Source organism: Exiguobacterium sp. s21, from assembly GCF_018617975.1.
Classification (GTDB): Bacteria; Bacillota; Bacilli; order Exiguobacteriales; family Exiguobacteriaceae; genus Exiguobacterium; species Exiguobacterium mexicanum_A.
Window position 1 is genome coordinate 71779 of record NZ_JACSLF010000002.1, and the last position, 24382, is coordinate 96160.

Annotated in this window: 29 protein-coding genes and 1 other annotated feature; of the genes, 25 read left to right on the plus strand and 4 right to left on the minus strand. The window is 54.7% G+C overall.

Annotated features, from left to right (window positions below):
• Window positions 1-6 precede the first annotated feature (6 nt).
• The 17 genes from KNP06_RS02850 (at window position 7) to KNP06_RS02930 (ending at window position 13298) form a co-directional block, all read left to right on the plus strand.
• The gene (locus KNP06_RS02850; RefSeq protein ID WP_242678875.1) at window positions 7-594 is read left to right on the plus strand and encodes a Maf family protein; all 588 of its coding nucleotides are present in this window, start codon (window positions 7-9) and stop codon (window positions 592-594) included.
• 29 nt (window positions 595-623) lie between these two features.
• Window positions 624-1247 (plus strand): RadC family protein, encoded by a 624-nt coding sequence (gene radC / locus KNP06_RS02855; protein ID WP_235420135.1) that lies wholly within the window; start codon window positions 624-626, stop codon window positions 1245-1247.
• Window positions 1248-1691: 444 nt separating this feature from the next.
• Window positions 1692-1928: a hypothetical protein gene (locus KNP06_RS02860; RefSeq protein WP_251131541.1), complete on the plus strand. Its 237-nt coding sequence runs from the start codon at window positions 1692-1694 to the stop codon at window positions 1926-1928.
• Window positions 1929-2143: 215 nt separating this feature from the next.
• A complete protein-coding gene (locus tag KNP06_RS02865; RefSeq protein WP_251128436.1) occupies window positions 2144-2587 on the plus strand; it encodes a hypothetical protein in 444 nt (147 codons plus the stop codon).
• Between the two features lie 136 nt (window positions 2588-2723).
• Window positions 2724-3560 carry a DUF2785 domain-containing protein gene (locus KNP06_RS02870; protein ID WP_214787865.1) on the plus strand — a complete coding sequence of 279 codons (837 nt, stop codon included), beginning with the start codon at window positions 2724-2726 and terminating at the stop codon, window positions 3558-3560.
• Window positions 3561-3764: 204 nt separating this feature from the next.
• The gene (locus KNP06_RS02875) at window positions 3765-4802 is read left to right on the plus strand and encodes a rod shape-determining protein (RefSeq protein ID WP_034776859.1); all 1038 of its coding nucleotides are present in this window, start codon (window positions 3765-3767) and stop codon (window positions 4800-4802) included.
• 13 nt (window positions 4803-4815) lie between these two features.
• Window positions 4816-5706 (plus strand): rod shape-determining protein MreC, encoded by an 891-nt coding sequence (mreC, locus tag KNP06_RS02880; protein WP_034776861.1) that lies wholly within the window; start codon window positions 4816-4818, stop codon window positions 5704-5706.
• Between the two features lies 1 nt (window position 5707).
• Window positions 5708-6202, plus strand: coding sequence for a rod shape-determining protein MreD (mreD, locus tag KNP06_RS02885; RefSeq protein WP_052090206.1), 495 nt, complete (start codon window positions 5708-5710; stop codon window positions 6200-6202).
• Window positions 6203-6207: 5 nt separating this feature from the next.
• Window positions 6208-6873 (plus strand): septum site-determining protein MinC, encoded by a 666-nt coding sequence (locus KNP06_RS02890; RefSeq protein WP_251131542.1) that lies wholly within the window; start codon window positions 6208-6210, stop codon window positions 6871-6873.
• A gap of 5 nt (window positions 6874-6878) precedes the next feature.
• Window positions 6879-7736, plus strand: coding sequence for a septum site-determining protein MinD (gene minD, locus KNP06_RS02895; protein WP_051627738.1), 858 nt, complete (start codon window positions 6879-6881; stop codon window positions 7734-7736).
• 42 nt (window positions 7737-7778) lie between these two features.
• Entirely contained in the window at window positions 7779-9104 is a 1326-nt protein-coding gene (locus KNP06_RS02900; RefSeq protein ID WP_214787870.1) for a ribonuclease E/G, read from the plus strand.
• A gap of 55 nt (window positions 9105-9159) precedes the next feature.
• Window positions 9160-9231 (plus strand) — a sequence feature (ribosomal protein L21 leader region).
• Window positions 9232-9246: 15 nt separating this feature from the next.
• Window positions 9247-9555 carry a 50S ribosomal protein L21 gene (gene rplU / locus KNP06_RS02905; protein WP_015881153.1) on the plus strand — a complete coding sequence of 103 codons (309 nt, stop codon included), beginning with the start codon at window positions 9247-9249 and terminating at the stop codon, window positions 9553-9555.
• Between the two features lie 3 nt (window positions 9556-9558).
• Window positions 9559-9894: a ribosomal-processing cysteine protease Prp gene (locus KNP06_RS02910; RefSeq protein WP_034776866.1), complete on the plus strand. Its 336-nt coding sequence runs from the start codon at window positions 9559-9561 to the stop codon at window positions 9892-9894.
• A 12-nt stretch (window positions 9895-9906) separates the two neighbouring features.
• On the plus strand, window positions 9907-10188 hold the full coding sequence (gene rpmA / locus KNP06_RS02915) for a 50S ribosomal protein L27 (protein WP_016508537.1): 282 nt from the start codon (window positions 9907-9909) through the stop codon (window positions 10186-10188).
• Between the two features lie 76 nt (window positions 10189-10264).
• Window positions 10265-10705 (plus strand): Spo0B domain-containing protein, encoded by a 441-nt coding sequence (locus KNP06_RS02920; protein WP_034776867.1) that lies wholly within the window; start codon window positions 10265-10267, stop codon window positions 10703-10705.
• Window positions 10706-11995: a GTPase ObgE gene (obgE, locus tag KNP06_RS02925; RefSeq protein WP_214787873.1), complete on the plus strand. Its 1290-nt coding sequence runs from the start codon at window positions 10706-10708 to the stop codon at window positions 11993-11995. It abuts the gene before it with no gap.
• Window positions 11996-12011: 16 nt separating this feature from the next.
• Window positions 12012-13298: a hemolysin family protein gene (locus KNP06_RS02930; RefSeq protein ID WP_285801367.1), complete on the plus strand. Its 1287-nt coding sequence runs from the start codon at window positions 12012-12014 to the stop codon at window positions 13296-13298.
• Window positions 13299-13342: 44 nt separating this feature from the next.
• On the opposite strand, the gene KNP06_RS02935 is transcribed toward KNP06_RS02930, so the two are convergent.
• The 4 genes from KNP06_RS02935 to KNP06_RS02950 all read right to left on the minus strand — a co-directional run bounded on the left by KNP06_RS02935 (window position 13343) and on the right by KNP06_RS02950 (window position 16579).
• Complete coding sequence (locus tag KNP06_RS02935) at window positions 13343-14119, minus strand: NUDIX domain-containing protein (RefSeq protein WP_214787879.1); 777 nt, start codon at window positions 14117-14119, stop codon at window positions 13343-13345.
• Between the two features lie 126 nt (window positions 14120-14245).
• Window positions 14246-14827, minus strand: a complete 582-nt coding sequence (locus KNP06_RS02940) for a DedA family protein (protein ID WP_214787882.1) — start codon at window positions 14825-14827, stop codon at window positions 14246-14248.
• A 104-nt stretch (window positions 14828-14931) separates the two neighbouring features.
• Window positions 14932-15471 (minus strand): transcription repressor NadR, encoded by a 540-nt coding sequence (locus tag KNP06_RS02945; protein ID WP_114165795.1) that lies wholly within the window; start codon window positions 15469-15471, stop codon window positions 14932-14934.
• Window positions 15449-16579, minus strand: coding sequence for a cysteine desulfurase family protein (locus KNP06_RS02950; RefSeq protein WP_251131544.1), 1131 nt, complete (start codon window positions 16577-16579; stop codon window positions 15449-15451). The genes KNP06_RS02945 and KNP06_RS02950 overlap by 23 nt, the downstream gene beginning before the upstream one ends.
• A 95-nt stretch (window positions 16580-16674) precedes the next feature.
• On the opposite strand from KNP06_RS02950, the gene KNP06_RS02955 reads away from it, so the two are divergent.
• The 8 genes from KNP06_RS02955 to yajC all read left to right on the plus strand — a co-directional run bounded on the left by KNP06_RS02955 (window position 16675) and on the right by yajC (window position 24218).
• Entirely contained in the window at window positions 16675-18108 is a 1434-nt protein-coding gene (locus tag KNP06_RS02955) for an L-aspartate oxidase (protein ID WP_214710502.1), read from the plus strand.
• Entirely contained in the window at window positions 18062-18931 is an 870-nt protein-coding gene (nadC, locus tag KNP06_RS02960) for a carboxylating nicotinate-nucleotide diphosphorylase (RefSeq protein ID WP_214710503.1), read from the plus strand. The genes KNP06_RS02955 and nadC overlap by 47 nt, the downstream gene beginning before the upstream one ends.
• Window positions 18894-19973 carry a quinolinate synthase NadA gene (gene nadA, locus KNP06_RS02965; RefSeq protein ID WP_214710504.1) on the plus strand — a complete coding sequence of 360 codons (1080 nt, stop codon included), beginning with the start codon at window positions 18894-18896 and terminating at the stop codon, window positions 19971-19973. Before nadC ends, nadA begins: the two co-directional genes overlap by 38 nt.
• Before the next feature lie 83 nt (window positions 19974-20056).
• Entirely contained in the window at window positions 20057-20644 is a 588-nt protein-coding gene (ruvA, locus tag KNP06_RS02970; protein WP_214710505.1) for a Holliday junction branch migration protein RuvA, read from the plus strand.
• 10 nt (window positions 20645-20654) lie between these two features.
• Entirely contained in the window at window positions 20655-21650 is a 996-nt protein-coding gene (ruvB, locus tag KNP06_RS02975; protein WP_034776878.1) for a Holliday junction branch migration DNA helicase RuvB, read from the plus strand.
• A 19-nt stretch (window positions 21651-21669) separates the two neighbouring features.
• Window positions 21670-22713: a tRNA preQ1(34) S-adenosylmethionine ribosyltransferase-isomerase QueA gene (queA, locus tag KNP06_RS02980; protein ID WP_128122996.1), complete on the plus strand. Its 1044-nt coding sequence runs from the start codon at window positions 21670-21672 to the stop codon at window positions 22711-22713.
• Window positions 22710-23855 carry a tRNA guanosine(34) transglycosylase Tgt gene (gene tgt / locus KNP06_RS02985; protein WP_021066897.1) on the plus strand — a complete coding sequence of 382 codons (1146 nt, stop codon included), beginning with the start codon at window positions 22710-22712 and terminating at the stop codon, window positions 23853-23855. The genes queA and tgt overlap by 4 nt, the downstream gene beginning before the upstream one ends.
• Before the next feature lie 84 nt (window positions 23856-23939).
• A complete protein-coding gene (yajC, locus tag KNP06_RS02990; protein ID WP_021066898.1) occupies window positions 23940-24218 on the plus strand; it encodes a preprotein translocase subunit YajC in 279 nt (92 codons plus the stop codon).
• The last annotated feature ends 164 nt before the right edge of the window (window positions 24219-24382 follow it).

Genomic DNA, 24382 nt, shown 5'->3' on the forward strand with positions numbered 1-24382 from the left:
GTTACAATGAAACCAACACAGAAACGTGTCATCCTCGCCTCGATGTCGCCACGGCGGACTGAGCTGTTGAGCCAGGCCGGCATCACGCATGAGGTCATCCCATCTAACGTCATCGAAGGGACGAACGGTCGGGAACATCCAGACGAGTACGTCGGACGCCTCGCTCGCGAGAAAGCGATGGACGTCGCCCGCGACAACCGTGACGCCATCGTCATCGGCTCGGATACGGTCGTCGTCTTAGACGGGACGATCTTAGAGAAGCCGAAAGACCGGGACGACGCGCGAGACATGCTACAGCGTTTATCGGGGGCGACGCATGAAGTGCTCACCGGCGTCAGCATCATCGGGCCCGAGCGGCAAGACTTGTTCGTCACGACGACGCACGTCACGTTCATCGACATCCCGGACGCGTGGCTCGACGGCTACCTCGATTCGACGGAGCCGTATGACAAGGCAGGCGCTTACGGCATCCAAGGGTCGGGCGGTCTGTTCGTCGAACGGCTCGAAGGGGACTTTTATAATGTCGTCGGTCTGCCGATTCGTCCGCTCGTCGAGACGCTCGAGCGACACGGGGTAGCGCCGCGCTTTCTGTGAATGAAGCGAAAGTTGGTGAAGGAATGACCATGGTGCTCGACCGAAGTGTTGAATCCGCGATCGCCCGGCTGCTCCAAATCGGGGGCAGGGGCGGCGACCCGCACGAGACGGCCCGACGGCTGTCTGACGTGTATCCGACGCTCCGGGCGCTGTCGCAAGCGTCCGTGAGCGACCTCTGTCAAATCGAGGGTATGACGAAGAAGAAAGCCGAGCAGTTGCTCGCGGCGTTCGCAATCGGTCTCCGTTACGTCGAGGAACCGAAAGTGGAGACGCCGACGATCCGTTCGCCACAGGACGCCTATGAACTGCTCCGTGATGAACTCCGGCTGTTGAATCAGGAACATTTCATCTGTCTGTATTTGAACACGAAGAACCAGCTCATCGCCCGGAAGACGCTGTTCGTCGGTGGGCTTAATTCGTCGATTGTCCATCCGCGCGACGTGTTCCGGGAAGCGCTCAAACTGTCGGCGGCGTGTTTCATCGCTGTCCATAACCACCCGAGCGGGGACGCGACCCCGAGCCGGGAAGACATCGAGGTGTCAGAGCGTCTCGTCGAGGCCGGTCACATCGTCGGCATCGCTTGCCTCGACCACGTCATCATCGGGGAGGACCATTACGTCAGTATGAAACAGCGGGGCTATATGAACGGTTGAAGAAAGGAATGCAGGCATGAAGTGAACTATCCCATAAAAGTTGGACATGCAAATCCAATTTTTATGGTTTTTTTACGGTTAAATATTCGAAAGTTTTTAAAGTTTAACTTGCTGGCGCTATTTGATAGAGAGACGAATTTAAAAGATTGGCAATTCAAACTGATGCATTCGTGAGGATCTAAATATGAACAAACCGCTTAATCAATGAATAGATGCACACGAGCAACTAGGTCCCTATACTTTCGTTTCATCGAATGTGCTACCATAATAATGGTAGTCCTTTCTATCAGCCGGTCGAATGTGCTTCTATCGACATTATTACGTCGGCTGTCCGAACAACTGTCGGCATTTCCAATGTCGGTCCAAGTAATCAATATGCTGTGAGAAGTAAAAGAATTTTTTAATGTGGTACGACTACTAATCAAATTTGGGGAGATACAACGTTTGAAAAAACTAATAGGTATTTTGATCATTTCTCAAACTGTATTGTTTGGATTGTTGCTCAACCAATTGAATCAAATTTCTCATTCTATTATTCAGGCCGGGGCATATGTGGTCGCAAAAGAAGGTACGATGGCTTGGGGAGGCAATCTTCCAACACCATATTTTGTTTTGCTAGGTGCATTAATCATTTTGGGTGCAGTCCTAGTATTTACTGAAGACAAGAAGACGACAAAGTAAAACAAGACTGATTCCTATAAATGCATCAGAATAACGAACGAAAACAATCTTTGTGTCTGTTCATTGTTCGCTCAAACATATGGAAGTGTCAGAGCGTCTCGACAAGGCCGGTCATATTGTCAGCCTGAAGCAATGAGTTTATATGAATGTTCAAAAATGGAATTTAATTTCCAAACGAAACATTCGTTTGCTATACTGACAGACGAGGTGTTCATATGGAAAAATTGATTTGGTTATTGATGCTTGTTGTCGCGCTCGTCGCCAGTTTCGTCCCGCTCGAGCCACTCGTGTTGTCGCTTCTCGTATTCGCGATGTTCGTCTTCATCAGTGTGGCGCTGTTTCAACGGTTCCAACGTGAGGATCATTGGCTCGACCGCGTCTCACCGCTCGTCGGTGTCGGCATCGGGATTGGCGCATTGATCGCGTATGCTGCTCTATTTGTCGCCTGGTTCAATTCATCGATCGACCTTCAGGCGTGGCAAGTCATCCCGCAACTCGTCTTCATGTATATCGGAATTTACTTATTCGTGGTGACGGTGTCGAGTTTTTTGGCAGGGGCGACCCGCGTCCGTCCGTCCCGATTCTTTCGGCCGGTGCTCATCTTCTCGGTCGTTTTTTATGGGTCGATGCTTTTGCTCCCGCTCCAACCAGGTCTCTAATCTTCAACTTGTCATTCGAACGAAGCAGGCGCATCCGTGCCTGCTTTTTGTCTGTTTAGAGGAGTCATCAAACGCGGTGTCGAACACGGAGAGTATACGGTTCTATACGACCTACGAAGAGGGAATGTGATCAGATATGAATGAGGAAACTGTCTATCAGGCACGGGATTTGAAGTTGATGTTGACGGACATCAAGGACGGGACGGTTCGGTTACAGGAATTAGATGAGGAGCGGGTCATCCAATCGATGCTCCATCATATCGGATCGACGGATGCGGAGCTCCGAGATCAGTTGATTTACACGCTCTTTTATCGGTTCATCATCGAAGACGAACACCTGACGAACGAACAACTGACTAATCTATCCAATACGACGCTCAAATACCACTTGTTTCATGGTATCGGGGAGACGTCATCAGATACCGTCTTCACGCGGGCGTTCTCGACGCTATTGATCGCCTTGATTTTGTACCAAGACCGTCAACAAGGATTTTTATCGGAAACGAATCTCGAGATGTTGAAAGCGAAGCTCCTGGCATATCTCGATTGTGAAATCGATACGAGAGGGTACGTGCCCACAAAAGGTTGGGCCCATGCGATCGCCCATGTGGCCGATGCCTTCGACGAGCTCGTCCTGCATACGCACCTCGACGAGACGGAGTTCGTTGAGATCCTCGAGGCGTTGTGGGACAAAGTGATGTTTCCGACCGTTTATTTGCACGATGAGGATGAGCGCTTGCTGAATCCCATCTTCGCCTTGCTAGAGCGCGGAATGGACGAGCACGAAATCGTCGTTCTATTAGACGGCCTGCCGGCTCAACTGAGCGCACAAAAACAGCAACTCGAGCCCGAGCATTATTGGCACGTCGTCCACAACATGAAAACGTTTCTAAAGAGCTTCTTCGTGAAATTGTACGATGCAAACCGACCGATGCTTCAAACCGCCGTATTCGAGACGTTAAAGCAGATTTGACGAGAACTCGTAAAAATCTAGGCAGGCGCTTTCACGCGTTTGCTTTTTGATTTGCGTTTTTGTCGAAAAGAAGGCACACTAATATACGGTGAGACAGGACTGAGATGAACGTTATTGTAAATAACCTGTAATCGAATGAACGTTTTCAAACATGATTTTTCCGTTATAATAAAAAATAGTGTAACCAAGAGAGGAGCAGCACGTATGTTTCGTAGTTTTAACCGAGAAATCGGAATCGACCTTGGAACGGCAAATACGCTCGTTTATGTAAAAGGTCAAGGCATCGTTGTTCGTGAACCGTCCGTAGTGGCGTTCCGCACAGATACAGGTAGAATTGAGGCCGTGGGTAACCAGGCCAAGGATATGATTGGACGTACGCCGGGCAACGTCACGGCACGCCGTCCGATGAAAGATGGAGTTATCGCCGACTTCGAGACGACAGCGACGATGATCAAATACTTCATGGAGCAAGCACAGAAGTCGAAGAGCGGTTTGTTCTCATCGAAGACGAACGTCATGATTTGTGTGCCGAGCGGCATCACATCAGTCGAAAAACGTGCCGTCGAAGACGCAGCCAAGCAAGCGGGCGCACGTGAAGCGTACACGATCGAAGAACCGTTCGCGGCAGCAATCGGCGCCGGTCTCCCGGTTTGGGAACCGACAGGCTCGATGGTCGTTGATATCGGTGGCGGTACGACCGAAGTCGCAGTGATCTCACTCGGCGGCATCGTGACGAGCCAATCGATTCGTGTCGGCGGTGACGAAATGGATGACGCCATTATTCGTTACATCAAAAACAAATACAACCTCATGATCGGGGAGCGGACGTCAGAGACGCTCAAGATGGAAGTCGGTTCGGCTCGCATCGACGCTTCGAACGAGAATGAGAAAATGGAAATCCGTGGTCGCGACCTCGTGACAGGTCTTCCAAAACAAATCGAAGTCTCGGCTTCTGAAGTGTGCGAAGCACTCTCGGATACGGTCGAAGCGATCCTCGCGGGCGTGAAACAAACGCTCGAGCAGACACCGCCGGAACTTGCTGCTGACGTCATGGACCGCGGCATCGTCCTCACAGGCGGTGGAGCCCTCCTTAAAAACTTGGATGACGTCATCTCGGACGAGACACATATCCCGACACTCGTCGCGGATGAGCCGCTCGATTGCGTCGCCATCGGGACAGGAAAATCTCTTGAAATGATGGACGTCCTCCGTTCAAAATCAGGCATCTCGTCGCGTCGATGAGTGGTGACACACGATGAGCCGGTTCGTACGCAATAAAAAGCTCATCATCACGCTGATCGGTATCATCTTATTCGTTGTGATTTTAGGGGTTTCGATTCGAGGACGGTCGGAATCCGCCTGGTACCAAGACGTCACGCGTGATGTGGTCGGAACGTTCCAACGGGTGTTCACGGTGCCGATCGGCTGGATGGACAGTACCGTGTCCTCGATTTCGAACGTACGCGATATTTATGAAGAGAACCGTCAATTGAAACAACATTTGACGAAATACGCGGAAGTGTCGGTCGAGGCTGATGACCTGCGCCGTGAGAACGAAGAATTGCGGCAAATGGTCGAGGCGTCCGACACGTCGCTCCGTGATTTTGACTTGATTCCCGCCGAAGTGATCGGGCGTACGCCGAACGACTGGCAGCGCTACGTAACGGTCAACGTCGGGGAAGAGCGCGGTGTCGAGAAAGGCATGGCCGTCACGGCCGCCGGCGGTATGGTCGGTCGCGTCATCCAGACGAGCGCCTATACGTCGCAAGTGCAACTCCTCTCTGACAACAACCGGACGAACAACGTCTCGGCCGTCGTCAAGGATGCGGACGGCAAAGCGACGTACGGGACGATCGACGGCTTCGACAGCGAGACGAACGAGCTCTTCTTCACGAAGGTCTCGAACAGCGTCAAGTTGAAAGAAGGCGAGATCGTATCGACGTCAGGTCTCGGTGGGCGCTATCCGGCCGGTCTCGTCATCGGTACGGTCGAGTCGATCGAAACCGACGAATACGGCGTGTCTCAAGTCGCCCGCATCAAACCTGAGGCGGACTTCAACGAGTTCTCGCAAATGTTTGTCATCGATCGAACGCTAGACGAACCGTTCTTGACGGGTCCCGAGGAAGGAGGAGCAGCGGGTGAGTAACATGAAAGTGTTCATCGCCCTGTTCCTCCTCTTTCTTATTGAAGGGACATGGGCCGCCATCTTCTCATGGCACTATGTGACGCCGTTCTTGTATTTGACGTTGATCGGCTTGATGTACGTCAGTTTGTATGGCCGCTGGGAGTCGGCGCTCGGATTCGGTCTCGTCTTCGGGCTATTGTATGACATCGTCTACACCGACTTGCTCGGAATTTACTTATTTACTTTTTCACTCATTCCTCTCTTAGTCAGCTTCGTGTTAAAATATATAGGTGAGAACTTCTTCTCGGTCGTCATCACGTTCACATTCATGATCCTCGTGTTTTCTTTCGGGATTTTCAGTGTCATGACGGCGGTCGGTGGGACGACCATGACCATTCAAACACTATTAGTTGAACAGATTCCAGGGACGCTCGCCGTCAACGCTGTCGCCATCGCACTGTTATACGTGCCGATGACACGATACGTGGCGCCGCGACCTGTAGCGAAAAGAGGGTAGCCATGATGGAGCGTAAACGACATATTACGATAAAAGGACATCGCAACGGTATTGCAATCCACTTCAATCCACGGAGTGGCATCGATGAGGTGCTCGGAGAGCTTGAGGCCACGTTACAAGAAATGGAGCCGCCCTCTGGGAAGATTGCACTCAAATTGCACGCGGGTACTCGTTACATCGACGAGGAGCTGTCACGTCAAATTCGTGAAGTCGTCGCTCGTCATGGCGTTTTTTATATCGAGGAGCTGTCGAGCGAGGTCATGTTGACCGAAGAGGCGAAAGCGACCTACGGCAAAAAGACGTTCCACTACCATAGCGGGACGATTCGAAGCGGGCAAGTGCTCGATTTCGATGGCTCGGTGCTCATTATCGGAGACATCAACCCGGGGTCCGAGGTTCGGGCAACGGGCAGCATATATTGTTTAGGGACGATACGAGGAAATGTGCGTGCCGGTGTCGAAGGATGGGAGGAAGCGGTCATCACCGCCAGTCTGCTCCATCCGAAGTTTTTAGCGATCGGTGAACATGTGCTCGCGTCAGACGACGAAGAGCTTCCGGAGATCGAGATGGGATGCGCGTATCAGACGAATCAGGGCATTGAAATGACGCGTCTTCGTCAAGTCATGACTGGGCTGAAAGACGCATATGCAATGGAATTACAGAGAGGGTGAGTTTGATGGAGCAAGTAGTAGAGCCTGTACATACAGCTAAAGAAGTGAAGAAAGGTCGGGCCATCGTCGTGACGTCGGGGAAAGGTGGCGTCGGGAAGACGACCACGACCGCGAACCTCGGGACGGGCCTCGCATTGTCTGGCCACTCGGTCTGTCTCGTCGATACGGATATCGGTCTACGGAACTTGGATATCATCTTAGGACTCGACAACCGGAGCATCTATAACCTCGTTGACGTCATCAACGGGCAGTGCAAGCTGCATCAGGCGCTCGTCCGTGACAAACGGTTCGAAGAGATGTATCTCTTGCCTGCGGCCCAGTCGAAAGACAAGACGTCGGTCCAACCGGAGCAAGTGAAAGAGATCATCGACCAGTTGAAGACCGAATACGACTTCGTGTTGATCGACTGTCCGGCCGGTATCGAGCAAGGTTTCATGAACGCCATCGCCGGCGCCGACGAGGCTGTCGTCGTGACGACGCCTGAGAAGGCTGCCGTTCAAGACGCGGATCGCATCATCGGTATGCTCGAGCAAGCGGAACATGTCGCGGCACCGAAACTGATTGTCAACCGCGTCAAGAACCACCTCGTCGAATCAGGCGACATGCTCGACATCGATGACATCATGCGTATCTTGTCGATCGACTTGCTCGGCGTCGTCGTCGACGATGAAGAAGTCATCGCCGCTGCGAACCGCGGAGTGCCGGTCACGATGAACCCGGACAATAACGCCGGACAAGCGTACCGCAACATCACGCGCCGCATTCTCGGCGAGTCGGTGCCGCTCATGTCGATCCAGACCGAACAAAAACCGGTCGGCTTCTGGACGCGGCTCATGATGAAGTTTGGAATGAAAAAAGCCTAAGGCAACGAAAGTTGCCTTTTTGTGTCGAAAGGAGAGATACGTGTGCGATTGATCTATGAACGGACCCCGTCCATCGAACGGGCCATGCTCGTCGATGGGGAACGCCTCCTCGAGGTCGAGGAACGCTTCATCGACCAACTGTCGGTCGGGACGATTCTCGAGGCCGCGATCGAACGGATTCACCCGTCGCTCGGCGCCGCGTTTTTGACGACCGGCGAGACGACGTTCTTCCTGCCGATTGCCGAGACGCTCAAAGCGCTCGAGGCGTATCCGAATGTGCCGGGCATCGGCCAGGCGGCCGTCGTCGGTGACAAACGCCTCGTCCAAGTGACGAAAGAAGGCATCAACGGCAAACATCATAAAGTGACGGAAAACATCCGCTTCGGCGGACGCTACATCGTCTACTTCCCATACGGCCGGCGTAAGCTGTATAGCCGGAAGCTCGACCTCGTCACCCAGGACGGGTTATCGAAAGTGTTCGAGCTCGAAGAAGCGGAAGGGGTCTTGTTTCGGACGGAGTCAGGGCAAGCGAGCCCGGACGTCCTTCAAGAAGAACTTGCCTTGCTTCGGCGTCGCGCCGCGGACGTCGTGACGGCACGACGCGGGCAGGATGAGCTGCTGTGTGAACAGTTCGTGCGCCGCCATGCGGTCGAGTCGGTCATGTTGAACGACAAGGAAGCACAAGAGCGGTTATCACGGCTCGAGGTCAACGTCGAACGCCATGTCGGCAAAGGTCGGATGAAAGAAGCGGCCCGGCTCGACGGGGCGATTGAAAAGCTCGGACAGCGCGTCGTCTGGCTTGAAGGTGGTTCTTACGTCTTGGTCGAACAAGTTGAGACGATGACCGTCATCGACGTCAACAGCGGCAAGAACGTCGCCGTCAAGGACAAGGGGCGGGCAGCCGACACAATCAACGAAGCCGCCCTCTACGCGGTCATGGAGCAGCTCCGGCTGCGCAATATCGGCGGCATGGTCGTCATCGACTTCTTACGCGGGTCAAAAGACGGGCAGGCCCGGCTCTTGAAAAAGATGAAAGAGCTCGGCGCCCGTGATCCGCGCCGCGTCGAAGTGTACGGTTTCACGCGTATGGGCTTGTTCGAGCTATCCCGGGAACGCACGGGACGTTCGATTCAAGACCGGATGACGCACGACGGGAAACCGTCGAAGCTCGCCGTCTTCTCTCGGATTGAACGTGCTTTGATGGAGCTCGCGCCGGAAGTCGAAGCGGTCGTCTTGACGCTCCCGGGCAAGTGGCACGACGCGTCGTGGGATGGGTTTGCCTGCACGGTCCTCCTCGTCGAGGGAGAACCGGATGTGGCGTTCTACGGGACGCTCGAGGAATGTCAGAATTTCGTATCTCGTCATTGACAACGATGAAACGAGAGTGGTATTATCTATAACGTTAGTTCGTTTGGAAGCACCCAAATGGCTACAACCGCACAGAACGGGTTGAAACGGTTTCGCCCTGCCCTGGATGGCGAGTCTGAGTTTAATAAGGAGGTGCACGTATATGTACGCAATCATCAAAACTGGTGGTAAGCAAATCAAAGTTGAAGCAGGTCAAGAGATCTACATCGAAAAACTCGATGCTGATGTCGAGGGTACTGTAGAATTCGGTGAAGTTCTTTTCGTTGGTGGTGACGATGTTAAAGTCGGAGCTCCACTCGTAGAGGGCGCTAAAGTTGTCGGTACTGTGGTAAAACACGGCCGCGCTAAGAAGATCACTGTCTTCAAAATGAAAGCTAAGAAAAACTACCGTCGTAAGCAAGGTCACCGTCAGCCTTACACGAAAGTTCGCATCGAGAAAATCGAAGCGTAAGCTATGATTCGAGTAACGGTCAGACGAGACGAGACGAAGTCGATTCGTTCCGTCGAAGTGACAGGTCACGCCAACTTTGCCGAACCCGGTTCTGACTTGGTATGTGCCGGCGTTTCTGCCATCATCTTTGGGGCATACAACGCTGTCGAGGTACTCGCCGGTCAGTCGCTTCTTGTAGAAATGGCAGACAAAACAGAGGGTGGCTACTTTTATGTCGAGACGTATCCTGACCTATCACCGGAGGATATGACTCGCACCCAATTGTTATTAGAAGGGATGCTCGTGCAACTAGACACGATCGCCCAGAGTTACGGTGATTATATCCAAATTGAACAATAGGAGGTGGACCTCATGTTACAATTGAACCTTCAGTTCTTCGCATCGAAAAAGGGAGTAGGATCGACTAAAAACGGTCGTGACTCGATTTCGAAACGCCTCGGCGCTAAACGCGCTGACGGACAAACGGTTTCAGCTGGATCGATTCTCTACCGTCAACGCGGTACGAAAATTCACCCAGGTGAAAACGTAGGCCGTGGTGGCGACGACACATTGTTTGCTAAAGTTGACGGCGTAGTACGCTTCGAGCGTCTTGGTCGCGACAAGAAACAAGTGAGCGTTTACCCAGTTGCGTAAGTAGAACCACGCAGAAGACTCTAGCCACTTATTTGGTTAGAGTCTTTTTTACTAGTTTTACCTAGGAGAGGATTGCATGAACTCACAGGCAGCACTGAAACTATTATCGACCGTCCGTCACGAATGGATGAATCGGCTTCAGATGATCTCCTTGTATGCGGCGCTCGAGCCTGAAAAACTCGAGGAGCTGTACGAGCGATATCGTCAGCACGCCGACGAGGAGAGTGCGCTCATTCGTTTGGATTTGCCGATGACGAGTCTCGTCATCATACAAGCGAATTGGGAAGGACGGTTGACCTACAAGGTATCGGCCGACCGTGTGTCGCTCGACGACGCGCGTGTGGCGGACAAACTTGTCCGTCTTCTGTCAGGAACGGATGGACCGATTCATGTGACGTTCACGGACGGACTGATGGTCCGCGTCTTCGGTCATGTGCCGGACGACGTGTTCACGTCAGACGAAGTGTACGAGCAGACAGTAGAATGTTCTACGTTCGTTATAAAGGAGGGGAATTAAATGTTTGTCGATCAGGTTAATATTTTTGTAAAAGCTGGAGACGGCGGTAAAGGGATGGTCGCGTTCCGCCGCGAGAAGTATGTTCCAGACGGTGGACCAGCAGGAGGAGACGGCGGTCACGGTGGTGACGTCGTATTCGAAGTAGAAGAAGGATTGCGCACGCTCGTAGATTTCCGCTTCTCGAAAAAGTTCATCGCCCATGACGGTGAAAAAGGGATGTCGAAAGGGATGCACGGACGAAAAGCGAAGCCGCTCGTCGTCAAAGTCCCACCAGGTACGATCGTATTCGATGCATCGACCGATACGGTCATCGCCGACCTTACCGAGCACGGCCAACGGGCCACGATCGCCAAAGGCGGACGCGGTGGACGCGGGAACTGTCGTTTCGCGACGCCAGCCAACCCGGCCCCAGAGATCGCCGAGAACGGAGAGCCAGGTCAAGAGCGCGAATTGCGTCTTGAGTTGAAATTGCTCGCTGACGTCGGTCTCGTCGGATTCCCGTCAGTCGGGAAATCGACACTTTTGTCAGTCGTCTCGTCGGCACGCCCGAAAATCGGCGCGTACCACTTCACGACGATCACACCGAACCTCGGTGTCGTCAAGACGGCGGACGACCGTGACTTCGTCATGGCCGATCTTCCTGGACTTATCGAAGGGGCGAGCCAAGGCGTCGGTCTCGGTCACCAGTTCCTTCGTCATATCGAGCGGACGAAAGTCATCGTCCACATGATCGATATGAGCGGCATGGAAGGACGCGACCCGTTCGAAGACTACACGACGATCAACCGCGAGCTCGAGTCGTATAACTTACGCCTCCTCGAGCGTCCGCAAATCGTCGTCGCCAACAAGATGGACATGCCAGATGCGCCGGAATTGCTTGAAGAGTTCCAAAAGAAAGTCGGAGACGACGTCAAAGTCTTCCCAATCTCGGCACTCGCCAAAGAAGGACTCCGCAACCTGCTCATCGAAGTAGCTAATCTCGTGGACTCGACACCTGAGTTCCCACTCGAAGAGCTCGAAGAGAAGATGGCCACACCACGTGTCGTTTATCGTTACGAGAAGGAAGAGAAAGGGTATCAGATTCATATTGATGAATACGATCGCTTCGTGATCACGGGGCCGCGTATCGAGAAGCTCTTCAAGATGACGAACTTCGATCACGATGAGTCAATCAAACGATTCGCGCGTCAAATGCGTCAAATGGGCGTCGATGACGACCTTCGTAAGTTAGGTGCCGAAGACGGTAGCGTCGTCGCCATCTTGGACTTTGAATTCGAATTCGTCGAATAATCTTTTTAATTAGGAAATGGAGTGTGAAGTAAACGTGGACCCTGTGCCCTCGTCTAGTTTGATTCTTTATGTAGTTTTAGTTATGTTGTCAGCCTTTTTCTCTTCTGCCGAGACCGCGCTATCGAGCGTGAACCGTGTCCGGATGATTCGTATGTCGGAAGATGGGGACAAGGGCGCCAAGCGCGTCCTTCACCTCGTCGATCGCTTCGACGATACGCTCTCGACGATTCTCGTCGGGAACAACATCGTCAACATCGGGGCGGCGACCGTCTCGACTGCCATCGCCACAAGCATTTACTCGGGCGGGACCGGGCTCGTCATCTCGACGTTCGCGACGACGGTCGTCATCTTGATTTTCGGTGAGATTTTACCAAAGTCGCTTGCGAAAGAGTTCGCGGAGAAGTATTCGCTTCTCATCAGCGGGATTTTGTTGTTCCTCGTCAAAATCTTGAAACCGGTGACGATGATCTTTACCGGGTTGAAGAAGTTGGTGCTCCGTATGTTCGGGATGAACGACAAAGAACCGTCGGTGACGGAAGAAGAGTTGAAAGTGCTCGTCGATATGGGAGAAGAAGAAGGGGTGCTCGGCGAGACCGAAGCGGAACTCGTGCATAGCGCCTTCGCCTTCAATGACATCACCGTCGACGATGTGTTGACGCCGCGGATCGATATCCTCGCCGTCGACATTGACGATACGCTTGAAGAGATCAAAGACACGATCTTTAGCGGTGGACATTCTCGTCTGCCGGTGTATAAAGACTCGATTGACAACGTCATCGGGGTGTTGTCAGAGCGTGATTTCCTTCGTTCGATGATGCGTGATGAAGTGACGGACGTCCGTTCGCTCATTCGTCCGCTCACGTACGTATCGCCGCAGACAAAATTGATTGAGCTGCTTCCTGTACTCCAGCAAAAACAATCGCACATGGCCGTCGTCCTCGACGAATTCGGCGGGACGGCCGGTCTGATCACACTCGAAGATATGCTCGAGGAGCTCGTCGGAGACATTTGGGACGAGCACGACGAATCGATCGTCTATTTGAGACGACTCCGTGACGGCGTCTACGAGTGTATGGCCGACATGGATGTCGATGAGTTCGCTGATGAGATGGGAATTAAAGAACCTGAAGTAGATGCCAACACGATGGGTGGTTGGATCGTCGAACTATTAGGAGACATTCCAGAGAAAGGTGCGCGTGTCACGTACGATGACATGACGTTCACCGTTCTCCACGTCGAAAAGCGTCGGATTCGCAAATTGCTCGTCGAGACGGGTCAATCCGAACCGGTCGAACAAGCGTAAACGAACTGAAGGAGGGACCGCCAACTGGCGGTCCCTCCTTTTGTTTAGACGGTATGATGGCGCTCGACGCGTTCGAGCAGCTCGTATGGCCGAACTTTATAGATGGCGTGCGGCATATACGTCGGGTCGATCGCATCAACGAGACGCATTTGGAAGTGCTCCCGTTTGATGTAGTCGCCGACGTTCGACGCATCGACCTTGAAGAAGCCGACTTCTTGCGTCTCGCCTTCTTGCGGTTGCAGGTCGCCCGAGACGTAGCGCGCGCGGAACGTGACGCAGAGCACGCGTGAGGATACGTTTTGATAAATACCGGTGATGCCTTCGACTTCAATATCGACACCGGTCTCTTCTTTCACTTCACGATGCACGGCGTCGACAATCGATTCATGCTCCTCGACTTGTCCGCCCGGCATCTCATACGTGTCGCTCCGGTGCGTGTTTTTAACGAGCAACACTTCACCGGCCTCGTTCGTGACATAGGCGGTCACGGAGACGATCGTGCGCGGTGGCGTATAGTGACCGGTCGGCATCATGAACTCCTCACTCGACTTGATATATAAATCTTTTCCGAGACGGGCTCGCTTCTTCATCGCCTCACGGCGCAAGCCACTCGAACGGTAATCGCGTTCGACTTGTTCGTAGTGCTCGCGGTCACGGTATTCCCACAGGGCCATGACCTCGCTCTTGTCTTCGGTCACCCAACGACCGACGAGCCGTGCGCCGTGCGATACCTGAATCGGATACAGGTATGTATGGAAAAATTCGGTGAATTCGTCTAAGCGTTCAGGACGGATGGTGTACGTTTTTCGACGATGGAACATGGTAATTCCTCCTTTGAAGGTGGCTGTCTCTATTCCGAGAAAAAAACGCTTTCCTCATAACTCTATATTCGTCATCACGATCCGTTTTCCCTCTATATCAAAAAAAGTCAGCTCGAGCGTATCTGCTCAGGCTGACTTTTTGAATAGGCGCGGATTCGCGCGGACGTAGCGGATGAGGACATATAGTCCGATGGCGGTGCCGACGTACGGCAAGAACCCGTGTGTGACTTCACCGATGTGACGCCAATTGTCGCCGAGCATCATCCCGAGTTTGACGAAGATGAACGACCAAACGGCGAAGATGAGGACGGTCACCGTCAAAAACTTCCGGAACGATAACCGCATGACCCCGGCGCTGACGGCGAACAGTTGGCGCCAAATGACGCTCAGACAGACGATCCAAGCGCCGTACGTCTCGAACCAGACTTCGGCCCGGCGTTGCTTCGCCTCACTGATGCGGAACGACCGATAGAGGCGAAGGGCGACAGGGCGTCCTCCGTAGCGGCCGATCCCATATAAGACGATTTGACTGATGACGAACGCCGCCCATGCGAGCGAGACGACGAACAAGAACGAGGTGTCGAGAGATCCGGCCAGGTAGCCGCCGTAGGCGAGCACGAGCTCGTTCGGAATCAGTTGGATGAAGATACCGAGCGGGACGCTAAAGACGCCGCACCCGATCAACAGTTGCTCGAGAAAGTGCCACATGACCGTTTCCCCCTTTCCAAATTTTGTACAGGATGCATTCCATCCATCAGTATAACGAACAGGAGTCGAAAGCAAAAGAAAAGATGTCACGTATTTGTGACATCTTAGTCGAGCTCGGAGACGAGAACGCCGAGCCGCTCGAGTTCCGAGATGGCGGCATCAATGGCGTCTTCGCTATCGGCCTCGAGCGTGTGGATATGCAAACCGCCTGTCAAATGCGACAACGGGGCGGCCTGGTTCGCCTCGACCCGTTCGAGGAAAGCCCGGACGTCGCGACGGCTCTTCACCATCAACTGGCCCGTCAACGAACCATAGACCGGGTGATCGATAATGACGTCCCGAATCGTGACGCCTTCGTCGACGATGGCGTTCATTTCCGCTTCCATGTCCTCGGCCTCGTGGCGACAGACGATTTTACGGGTGCAGGCGGACGGGGACGCCTCGCCCGGTAGATAGACGTACCCACGGGCGGTCGCGACGATTTGATGGCCCTTCGCCTTCAAGAGCGACAAGTCTTGGACGACGACTTGTCGACTGACGGCGACGCGGCGGGCGAGCTCGGAGCCGGTGATCGGCTCGGTGCTCTGTTCAATCATTTCTAGTAACGTGCGCCGGCGTTCTTCACCGGCTAAGCGCTTGTTCATATGATCCTACTCTCCTTGCTAAAGTGACAATGGCTTCGGCGAGTGCCGTCGTGGCCTCGATGGTCGTGGCTTCGCCGAAAGAAATGCGGACGAGTCCGTGGCAGGTGCTCGTCTCATAGCCGAGCGACTCGAGCATCCGGTTCGGTCCGTTCTGGCCGGCCCGACAGGCCGACCCTGCCGACACTTGGAACCCGAGCCCATCGAGTTCGGTCATCCACCACTGCCCGTCCCGCTGTTTCGAGACGAACGAGAAGATGGCGGGGCTCTGCTGGTCGAACTCGAGCCAATCCACGTAAGACGATGTCTTCTCTTTCAAGATAGCACGAAACGCCAAGAAATTTCTTTCATGACGTGTCCGTTGCTCGTGACGGTCGGTGAACGCTTTGACGAAAGCGCAGATGCCGGGCACGTCGATGGTGCCGGGACGGATGCCGTATTGATGGTGTCCCGGATAATAGGGCGGTGGCAACAGCCGTTCCATATAGAGGCCGCCGACGCCTTTCGGCCCCCCGACTTTATGGGCGCTGAACGAATAGGCGTCAATCCCGTCGACGGAGACCGGGATCTTGCCGATCGCCTGGACGCCGTCGACGTGGAACAACACTTTCTTATATTTCAACTGGCAGAGGATGTTGTGGAGCGGGAGCGTCCATCCGGTGTCCGAGTTGACGTGTTGGAACGTGACGAGCCCGATATCCCGGTCGAGCAGATGCGTGAACGTCTCGTGGTCGAACCGTCCGTCCTTCAGCTTCAAGCGGTGGACGGTGAGCCCTTCGGCTTCCCACTCGTCAAGCAGAAGCGCGACCGAGTCGTGTTCTTGCCACGACGTGATGACTTCACTGCCTTTCATGCGCTTCCGGAGACTCGTGAGGGCGATATAGTTGCTCTCGGAGCCGCTTCCGGTGAAGAGGAGCTTGCCGCGGAGCATGTCGAGCCCGAGCGCCTGCTTCAACAGACGTCGGGATTCGGTCAAGTAATCTTCCGCCATATAGCCGTGCGTGTGGAGGGAAGACGGGTTACCGTATACGCTTCGTGCCATGGCCACGTAATGGTCGAGAGCGGATTTTGTCATCGGGTGCGTCGCCGCATAATCAAAGTAACGGTTCATCGTAAGTTCCCCTTTTCTCATGTTGTCTTCTTCACAAAATTATGCGAAACTAGTTTACAAGTCAACATTACATATGAAAAACAGGTGATATACAGATGTCTTTACAGTTTGAACGGGTCGATGTGTTGATCGTTGGGGCTGGCTTGGCCGCCGTGACGGTGGCACTCCATTTGCCTCATTCATTGAACGTCCTTGTCGTCTCCAAGCACGAAGTGACAAGCGCGAACTCAGATCTGGCCCAAGGCGGGATCGCGAGCTCGTATTTGGAGCCATCGAGTGTCGACCATGAGCGGGATACGCTCGTCGCCTCGAAACTCGCAGCCGTGCCAGACCGGGTCTATACACTCGTCGAAGAAGGACGGAGCGCGATCCGCGACTTGGAGCGCTTCGGTGTCGTCTTCGACCGGGAGGGTGCTGAGTACGCCGTCGGACGCGAAGGGGCGCATGGCATGAATCGAATCTTTCACGTCGGCGGGGACGAGACCGGACGGCACGTCATGGCGACGCTTCGGCGTCAATTGCCAGATAACGTGACCGTCATGGAACACGTATTGATCGATTCGTTGGTGAAGACCGACGGCCGCGTGACCGGGGCGACCGGATTCAACGGAAAGACACGTCTTCACGTCCAGGCCGGAGCCGTCGTCTTGGCGACCGGGGGAATCGGTGGACTCATCGATTGGACGTCGAACTGTCGCTCGGTCACGGGGGACGGGCTCGTCTTGGCGGACGAGGTCGGGGCGAGACTCACGAACTTGTCTCGTATCCAATTCCACCCGACGTTACTCGCGGTCGATTCGCCCCACCTCGTCACGGAAGCGTTAAGAGGAGCAGGCGCGACGCTCGTCGATGCGTCAGGACGTCACGTGATGGCTCACCATCCACTCGGAAGCCTCGCCCCTAGGGACGAGGTCGCTCGGTCACTCACGCGTCATGACGGCACCGTCTACTTGGATACGAGTCGCGTCGAGCGAATTGATGAACGGTTCCCGAAACTCGTCGAGACGTGCCGGATGTATGGGCTCGACGCGACGCGAATCCCAGTGCGGCCCGGGCTACATTTTCATATGGGCGGTGTGGATGTCGACGTAGACGGGCGGACGACCGTCGCTGGGTTATATGCGGTTGGTGAGGTCGCCGATTCGGGCGTCCACGGGAAAAATCGACTGGCGTCAAATTCGTTACTCGAATGCTGGGTGTTCGGGAAGCGGGTGGCGGCAGCGGTGATGGTGGAGGAGAAGCCGTTCACGGTGAACGAGACGACCGTGTATGAGGTTTCGGATGATCTGTTCAGCCGCTATCGGCAACAGATTGGGGAATGGTTGACAATCTCGCCTCAGATGGGCGAAATCGTAAGTTTCTTAGAAAATACCCAACAACTGGCACAGACGAAACACGTGTCAAGACAATTAAGTGAACAGACGTTGAGTCTGAAAGCGGCACGCCTGTTGGCCAGTGCCGTCATAAGAACGGAGGATTCAGATGAACAAAATCACCTTGCGCGAACAGCTGACAGCATTTTTACATGAGGACATCGGGTTTGGGGACGCCTCGAGTGCCTTGATTGACCACCGCGAGACGTCGCTCGCCACGGTCAGCGCCAAGGCAGACGGCGTCTTCTGCGGCATGGACGTCGTCCTCGAGCTGGCGCAGTTGCAACGTCTCGTCGTCGAATCGTGCCAACCGGACGGCACGAACGTCACGGCAGGTGACACGCTCTTTATTTTGCGAGGCAAGACGCGGACGCTCCTTGAGACGGAACGGGTGCTGTTGAACCTCGTCCAGCACTTGAGCGGGATCGCGACGATGACGCGGCGCTGCGTCGAACGGCTCGACGACCCGACGATCGCCGTCACGGACACCCGCAAGACGACGCCCGGGCTTCGTATGCTTGAGAAACATGCCGTCCGTTCGGGTGGTGGGAAGAACCATCGGCTCCGTCTCGACGATGCCATCATGATCAAAGACAACCACATCACGGCCCTTGGCGGGATCACGAACGCGGTCGCACGGGCTCGGATGCTTGCCGGCCACACGACGCCGATTGAAGTCGAGGTCGAGACGCTCGAACAATTGCATGAGGCGATCGCGGCGAACGTCGACATCATCATGTTCGACAACCGGGCGCCTGAAGAACTGAAGGCGTGGCGTGCGCTCGTGCCAGAGCATATTAAAACGGAGGCGTCAGGAGGCATCACTGTCGAGACGATCGCAGCGTATCGCGGTACGGGTGTCGACGTCATCTCGATCGGACAGTTGACGCATTCGGTGACGGCGCTCGATTGCAGTCTAAATCTTGTAGGAGGAATCAAACATGCAATTACTCGGAACGATGCCAGCGCAGTACGCTGAGTTGACGATTGAACAGATGGAACAACGGATTGAAGCAATCAAATCCAGGCTCGGCAGCCGCCTGTTTTTACCGGCCCACCATTATCAAAAAGACGAGGTCGTCCAGTTCGCGGACGCGACCGGAGATTCGCTCCAGCTCGCACGGCTCGCCGAACAGATGAGCGAGGCGGAGTTCATCGTCTTCTGTGGCGTCCACTTCATGGCCGAGACGGCCGACATGCTGACGCGTGACGACCAGCTCGTCGTCTTGCCGGACATGCGGGCCGGATGCTCGATGGCCGACATGGCTGATATCGATCAGACGGAGGTCGCTTGGGAAGAGCTGACCGATACGTTCGGCGATGATATCATTCCGATCACGTACGTCAATTCGACGGCGGCGATCAAGGCGTTCGTCGGCAAGAACGGGGGCGCGACGGTCACATCATCCAATGCCCATGACATCGTGCGCTGGGCACTCGAAGCGGGCGAACGGATTCTGTTTTTACCGGACCAGCATCTCGGGCGGAACACGGCGTTTGATTTGGGCGTGCCGCTCGAGGCGATGGCCGTCTGGGACCCGCTCCGGGAACGACTCGTCTATGAGGGTGACATCGAGGACGTGCGGGTCATTCTGTGGAAAGGGCACTGCTCGGTCCATGAGAAGTTCAACGTCGCCCAAATTGAGGCGTTACGGAAGAACGACCCCGAACGACGCATCATCGTCCATCCCGAGTGCACGTTCGACGTCGTGCAGGCGGCGGACGAGGCCGGATCCACGTCATACATCATCGACCAGATCGAAGCGAGCGCGCCGGGGACGAAGTGGGCCGTCGGCACCGAGATGAACTTGGTCAACCGTCTCGCGGCGACGCACCCCGAGCTCGATATCATCTCGCTCAATCCGTACATGTGTCCGTGCTTGACGATGAACCGCATCGATTTGCCGCATCTGCTCTGGGCGCTCGAGTCGCTCGAGACCGATCCGGTCAACGTCATCCGTGTCGATCTAGAGACGACGAAGTGGGCGACACTCGCTCTCGAGCGGATGCTCGCGCACTGAGGACAGGCAATCGCCTGTCCTTTTTTCGTGGCGGTGGTTATGGTACAATGAATGCAGTTTTCCCATGAAGAGGAGATATGACCGTGATTGAATTCGTAAAAGGCTCCGTCGCCTATGTGTGCGCGGAATATATAACGTTGGATGTTTCGGGCGTCGGCTACAAAGTACATGTGCCTAACCCGTTTTTTTATCGTGAACAAGACGAACATGTAATCGTGTTTACGCATCATTATGTGCGTGAAGATCAACAGACACTGTACGGTTTCCGCTCACGTCGGGAACGCGAACTGTTCAATAAACTGCTCGGCGTCAACGGCATCGGACCGAAAGGCGCACTCGCCATCGTCGCCTCAGGCGATATGGACGCGCTCATCGACGCGATCGAGACCGAGAACGAGAAGTATTTGACGAAGTTCCCGGGTGTCGGCAAGAAGACGGCGAAGCAGATGGCGCTCGATTTGAAAGGCAAGCTGTCCGAGCTCGCCCCGGATTACGTACCGAACACCGGACTGTTCGCTCAAGGCGCTTCCGAACTCGAAGAGGCGTGCGAAGCGCTCGTCGCACTCGGGTATTCAGAGCGTGAGATCACCCGTGTCCGCAAGGAACTGAATTCAGAAATATTGACGACAGACGCTTACATAAAGCGCGCCCTGCAATTGCTATTGAAATAAGGAGGAGACCATGGACGAACGATTGTTGTCACAATCCCATCAACAATATGAAGACTCTGAAGAGTGGAGCTTGCGTCCGCAAAAGTTCGAGCAGTACATCGGACAGGAGAAGGCGAAAGGCAACTTGTCGATCTTTATCCAAGCCGCGAAGCTCCGCAGCGAGACACTCGACCACGTCCTCCTTTACGGTCCTCCGGGACTCGGAAAGACGACGCTTGCCCAAATCATCGCCAACGAGATGGGCGTCGGCATCAAGACGACGGCCGGCCCGGCGATTGAACGCCCAGGTGACCTCGCCGCAATCCTGTCGACGCTCGAACCGGGCGACGTCCTGTTCATCGACGAGATTCATCGCTTGAGCCGCACGATTGAAGAGATTCTCTATCCGGCGATGGAAGACTACTGTCTCGACATCGTCTACGGACAAGGCGAGATGGCGCGAAGCGTCCGCATCGATTTACCGCCGTTCACGCTCGTCGGCGCGACGACGCGGGCCGGCATGTTGTCGGCGCCGCTCCGTGACCGCTTCGGTGTGACGTTGAAGCTCGAATACTACGAGCCGCATGAGCTCGCCGCCATCGTCAGTCGGACGGCCCAACTGTTCCGCCTGTCGATCTCACCAGAGGCGAGCGGTGCCATCGCGAAACGTGCACGCGGTACGCCGCGGATCGCCAACCGGCTGTTGCGCCGAGTTCGTGATTTTGCCCAAGTGGCGGGAACGAAAGAAATCGATCCGGTGCTCGCCTCAGACGCGCTCGACCGGTTGCATGTCGACGCCCTCGGGCTCGACGAAGTCGACCATCGGCTGTTACGGGCGATGGTCGAACGGTTCGGCGGTGGACCGGTCGGACTCGAGACGCTCGCCGCGACGATTGGGGAGGATGCCCAAACGATCGAGGACGTGTATGAGCCGTACTTGTTGCAACAAGGTTTTCTGCAACGGACGCCGCGCGGCCGGATGATCACCCAGTACGCAAAGACGCATTTTGGCTATGAAGAGGAGTAACGATATGCAAGACATTCAATTGAACGTAAACGACTATGATTTTGACTTACCGGAAGAACTGATCGCCCAAGTACCGCTTCTTGACCGGACGAGCTCACGACTGCTCGTCCTCGACCGCGACACGGGCGATATCGAGCACCGTCATTTCCGTGACGTGCTCGACTACTTGCAGGCAGGCGACGCTCTCGTCGTCAACGACTCGCGCGTGCTCCCGGCCCGATTGTTCGGGGCGAAGCAGGAGACGGGCGGGAAAGTCGAGCTTCTTCTTTTGAAGCAGACGGAAGATGATGTCTGGGAAGCGCTCGTCAAACCGGCGAAAAAAGTCCGAGTCGGCGCCATCGTCGAGTTCGGCAACGGGTTGCTCCGGGCCGAATGTGTCGAAGAGCTGCCGGAAGGGGGACGCCGCTTCAAGTTCGATTACGACGGCATCTTCTATGAGATTTTAGATGAGCTCGGCACGATGCCGCTCCCGCCCTACATCCGTGAACAGCTCGACGACCAAGACCGTTATCAGACGGTGTATGCCCGTGAACGCGGGAGTGCGGCCGCACCGACGGCAGGCCTCCACTTCACGGAAGAACTGCTCGCAGCGGCAGAGGCGAAAGGCGTCAAGCTGATCCCGCTCACGCTCCACGTCGGTCTCGGTACGTTCCGCCCCGTCACGGCCGATACGATCGAAGAGCACACGATGCACAGTGAGTATTTCGAACTGTCGGCCGCTTCGGCTGAAGCGCTCCGCGATGTCCGTGCAAGCGGCGGCCGCGTCTTCGCCGTCGGGACGACGTCGACCCGGACGCTCGAGACGATCGTGCGCGACCATGGGGATTTCGTCGAGTCATCGGGCTGGACGGACATCTTTATCTACCCAGGCGTCGAGTTGAAGGCGATTGATGGACTGATCACGAACTTCCATCTGCCGAAGTCGACACTCGTCATGCTCGTCTCGGCGTTCGCGTCGCGCGACATCATCTTGAACGCGTACCGCACGGCGGTACAAGAACGTTACCGCTTCTTCAGCTTTGGGGACGCGATGCTCATCACGAGGAAGGAAGAGAACAAATGACCAAACACGCAGTCACATACGAACATATCCACACATGTAAACAGACGGGAGCGCGGCACGGAATCGTCCATACGCCGCACGGCTCGTTCGAGACACCTGTCTTCATGCCGGTCGGCACGCAGGCGACCGTCAAGACGATGGCCCCGGAACAAGTCAAGGCGATGGGAGCGAACATCATCCTCTCGAACACTTACCACCTTTGGATTCGTCCAGGACATGAGGTCGTCAAACAAGCCGGCGGCCTTCATAAGTTCATGAACTGGGACGGCGCGATTTTGACGGACTCGGGCGGCTTCCAAGTCTTCTCGCTCGCCGACCTTCGCAACATCCAAGAAGAAGGCGTCCATTTCCGCAACCACTTGAACGGCGACAAGTTGTTCTTGTCACCGGAGAAGGCGATGGAGATTCAAAACGCGCTCGGTTCGGATATCATGATGGCGTTCGACGAATGCCCGCCATTCCCGGCGACGCATGAATACATGAAGAAATCGGTCGAGCGGACGAGCCGTTGGGCAGAGCGTTGCCTCGCGGCACACGAACGTCCGGAAGACCAGGCGTTGTTCGGTATCATCCAAGGCGGCGAGTACGAAGATCTCCGTCGTCAAAGTGCGGCCGACCTCGTCTCGCTTGATTTCCCAGGTTATGCCGTCGGTGGATTATCGGTCGGTGAACCGAAAGACGTCATGTACCGCGCACTCGAGTTCACGACACCGTTCATGCCGGAGAACAAGCCGCGCTATTTGATGGGCGTCGGTTCACCGGATGCGTTGATCGAAGGCTCGATTCGCGGCATCGACATGTTCGACTGCGTCTTGCCGACCCGGATCGCCCGCAACGGGACGCTTATGACATCGAAAGGCCGCGTCACGATCAAACATGCGAAACATAAGACGGATTTCGGACCAATCGACGAGAAGTGCGATTGCTACACGTGTAAGAACTATTCGCGCGCGTACGTGCACCACTTGATTCGCGCCGACGAGATGTTCGGGCTTCACCTCTGTTCGACACACAACCTTCACTTCCTCGTGAACTTGATGAGTCAAGTACGTCAAGCCATCCGCGAAGACCGCCTCTTGGACTTCAAGGAAGAGTTTTTCGAAGAATATGGGTATAACAAACCAAACGCCAAGAATTTCTAAATTGTTCTGACAGCGATTATGTGACAACGTTTCAGTTTCACGGTATAATGAACCTGATATTGAAGGAAAGGGTGAATTTTACGCATGGAAACTCTCGTAGCACTATTACCGATGATCCTTATTTTCGTCGTGTTCTACTTCTTGTTGATCCGTCCGCAGACGAAACGTCAGAAGGAAGTACAATCGATGCAAAACGCGCTTGAGCGTGGGGATCACGTCGTAACAATCGGCGGCCTTCACGGCGTCGTCCACCAAATCGAAGACACACAAGTCACATTGAAATGTGACCAGTCACTCCTCAAGTTCAATCGCAGTGCGATTGCTGAAGTGACGAAAAAAGGCAACTCGTCATTCGCTGAGTAACCAAACCACGCCTGACCATCCCTGGTCAGGCGTCTTTTTTTTGTCATACTTTGAAAAATGATTTATTTTTGACAAACTTCGTCAATCCGACGAATCATCCACCTTATTTCCAAAAAACAAATTGAATCGTGAAAACGTTTGCATTATCGTCAAGTTGAGAAGAC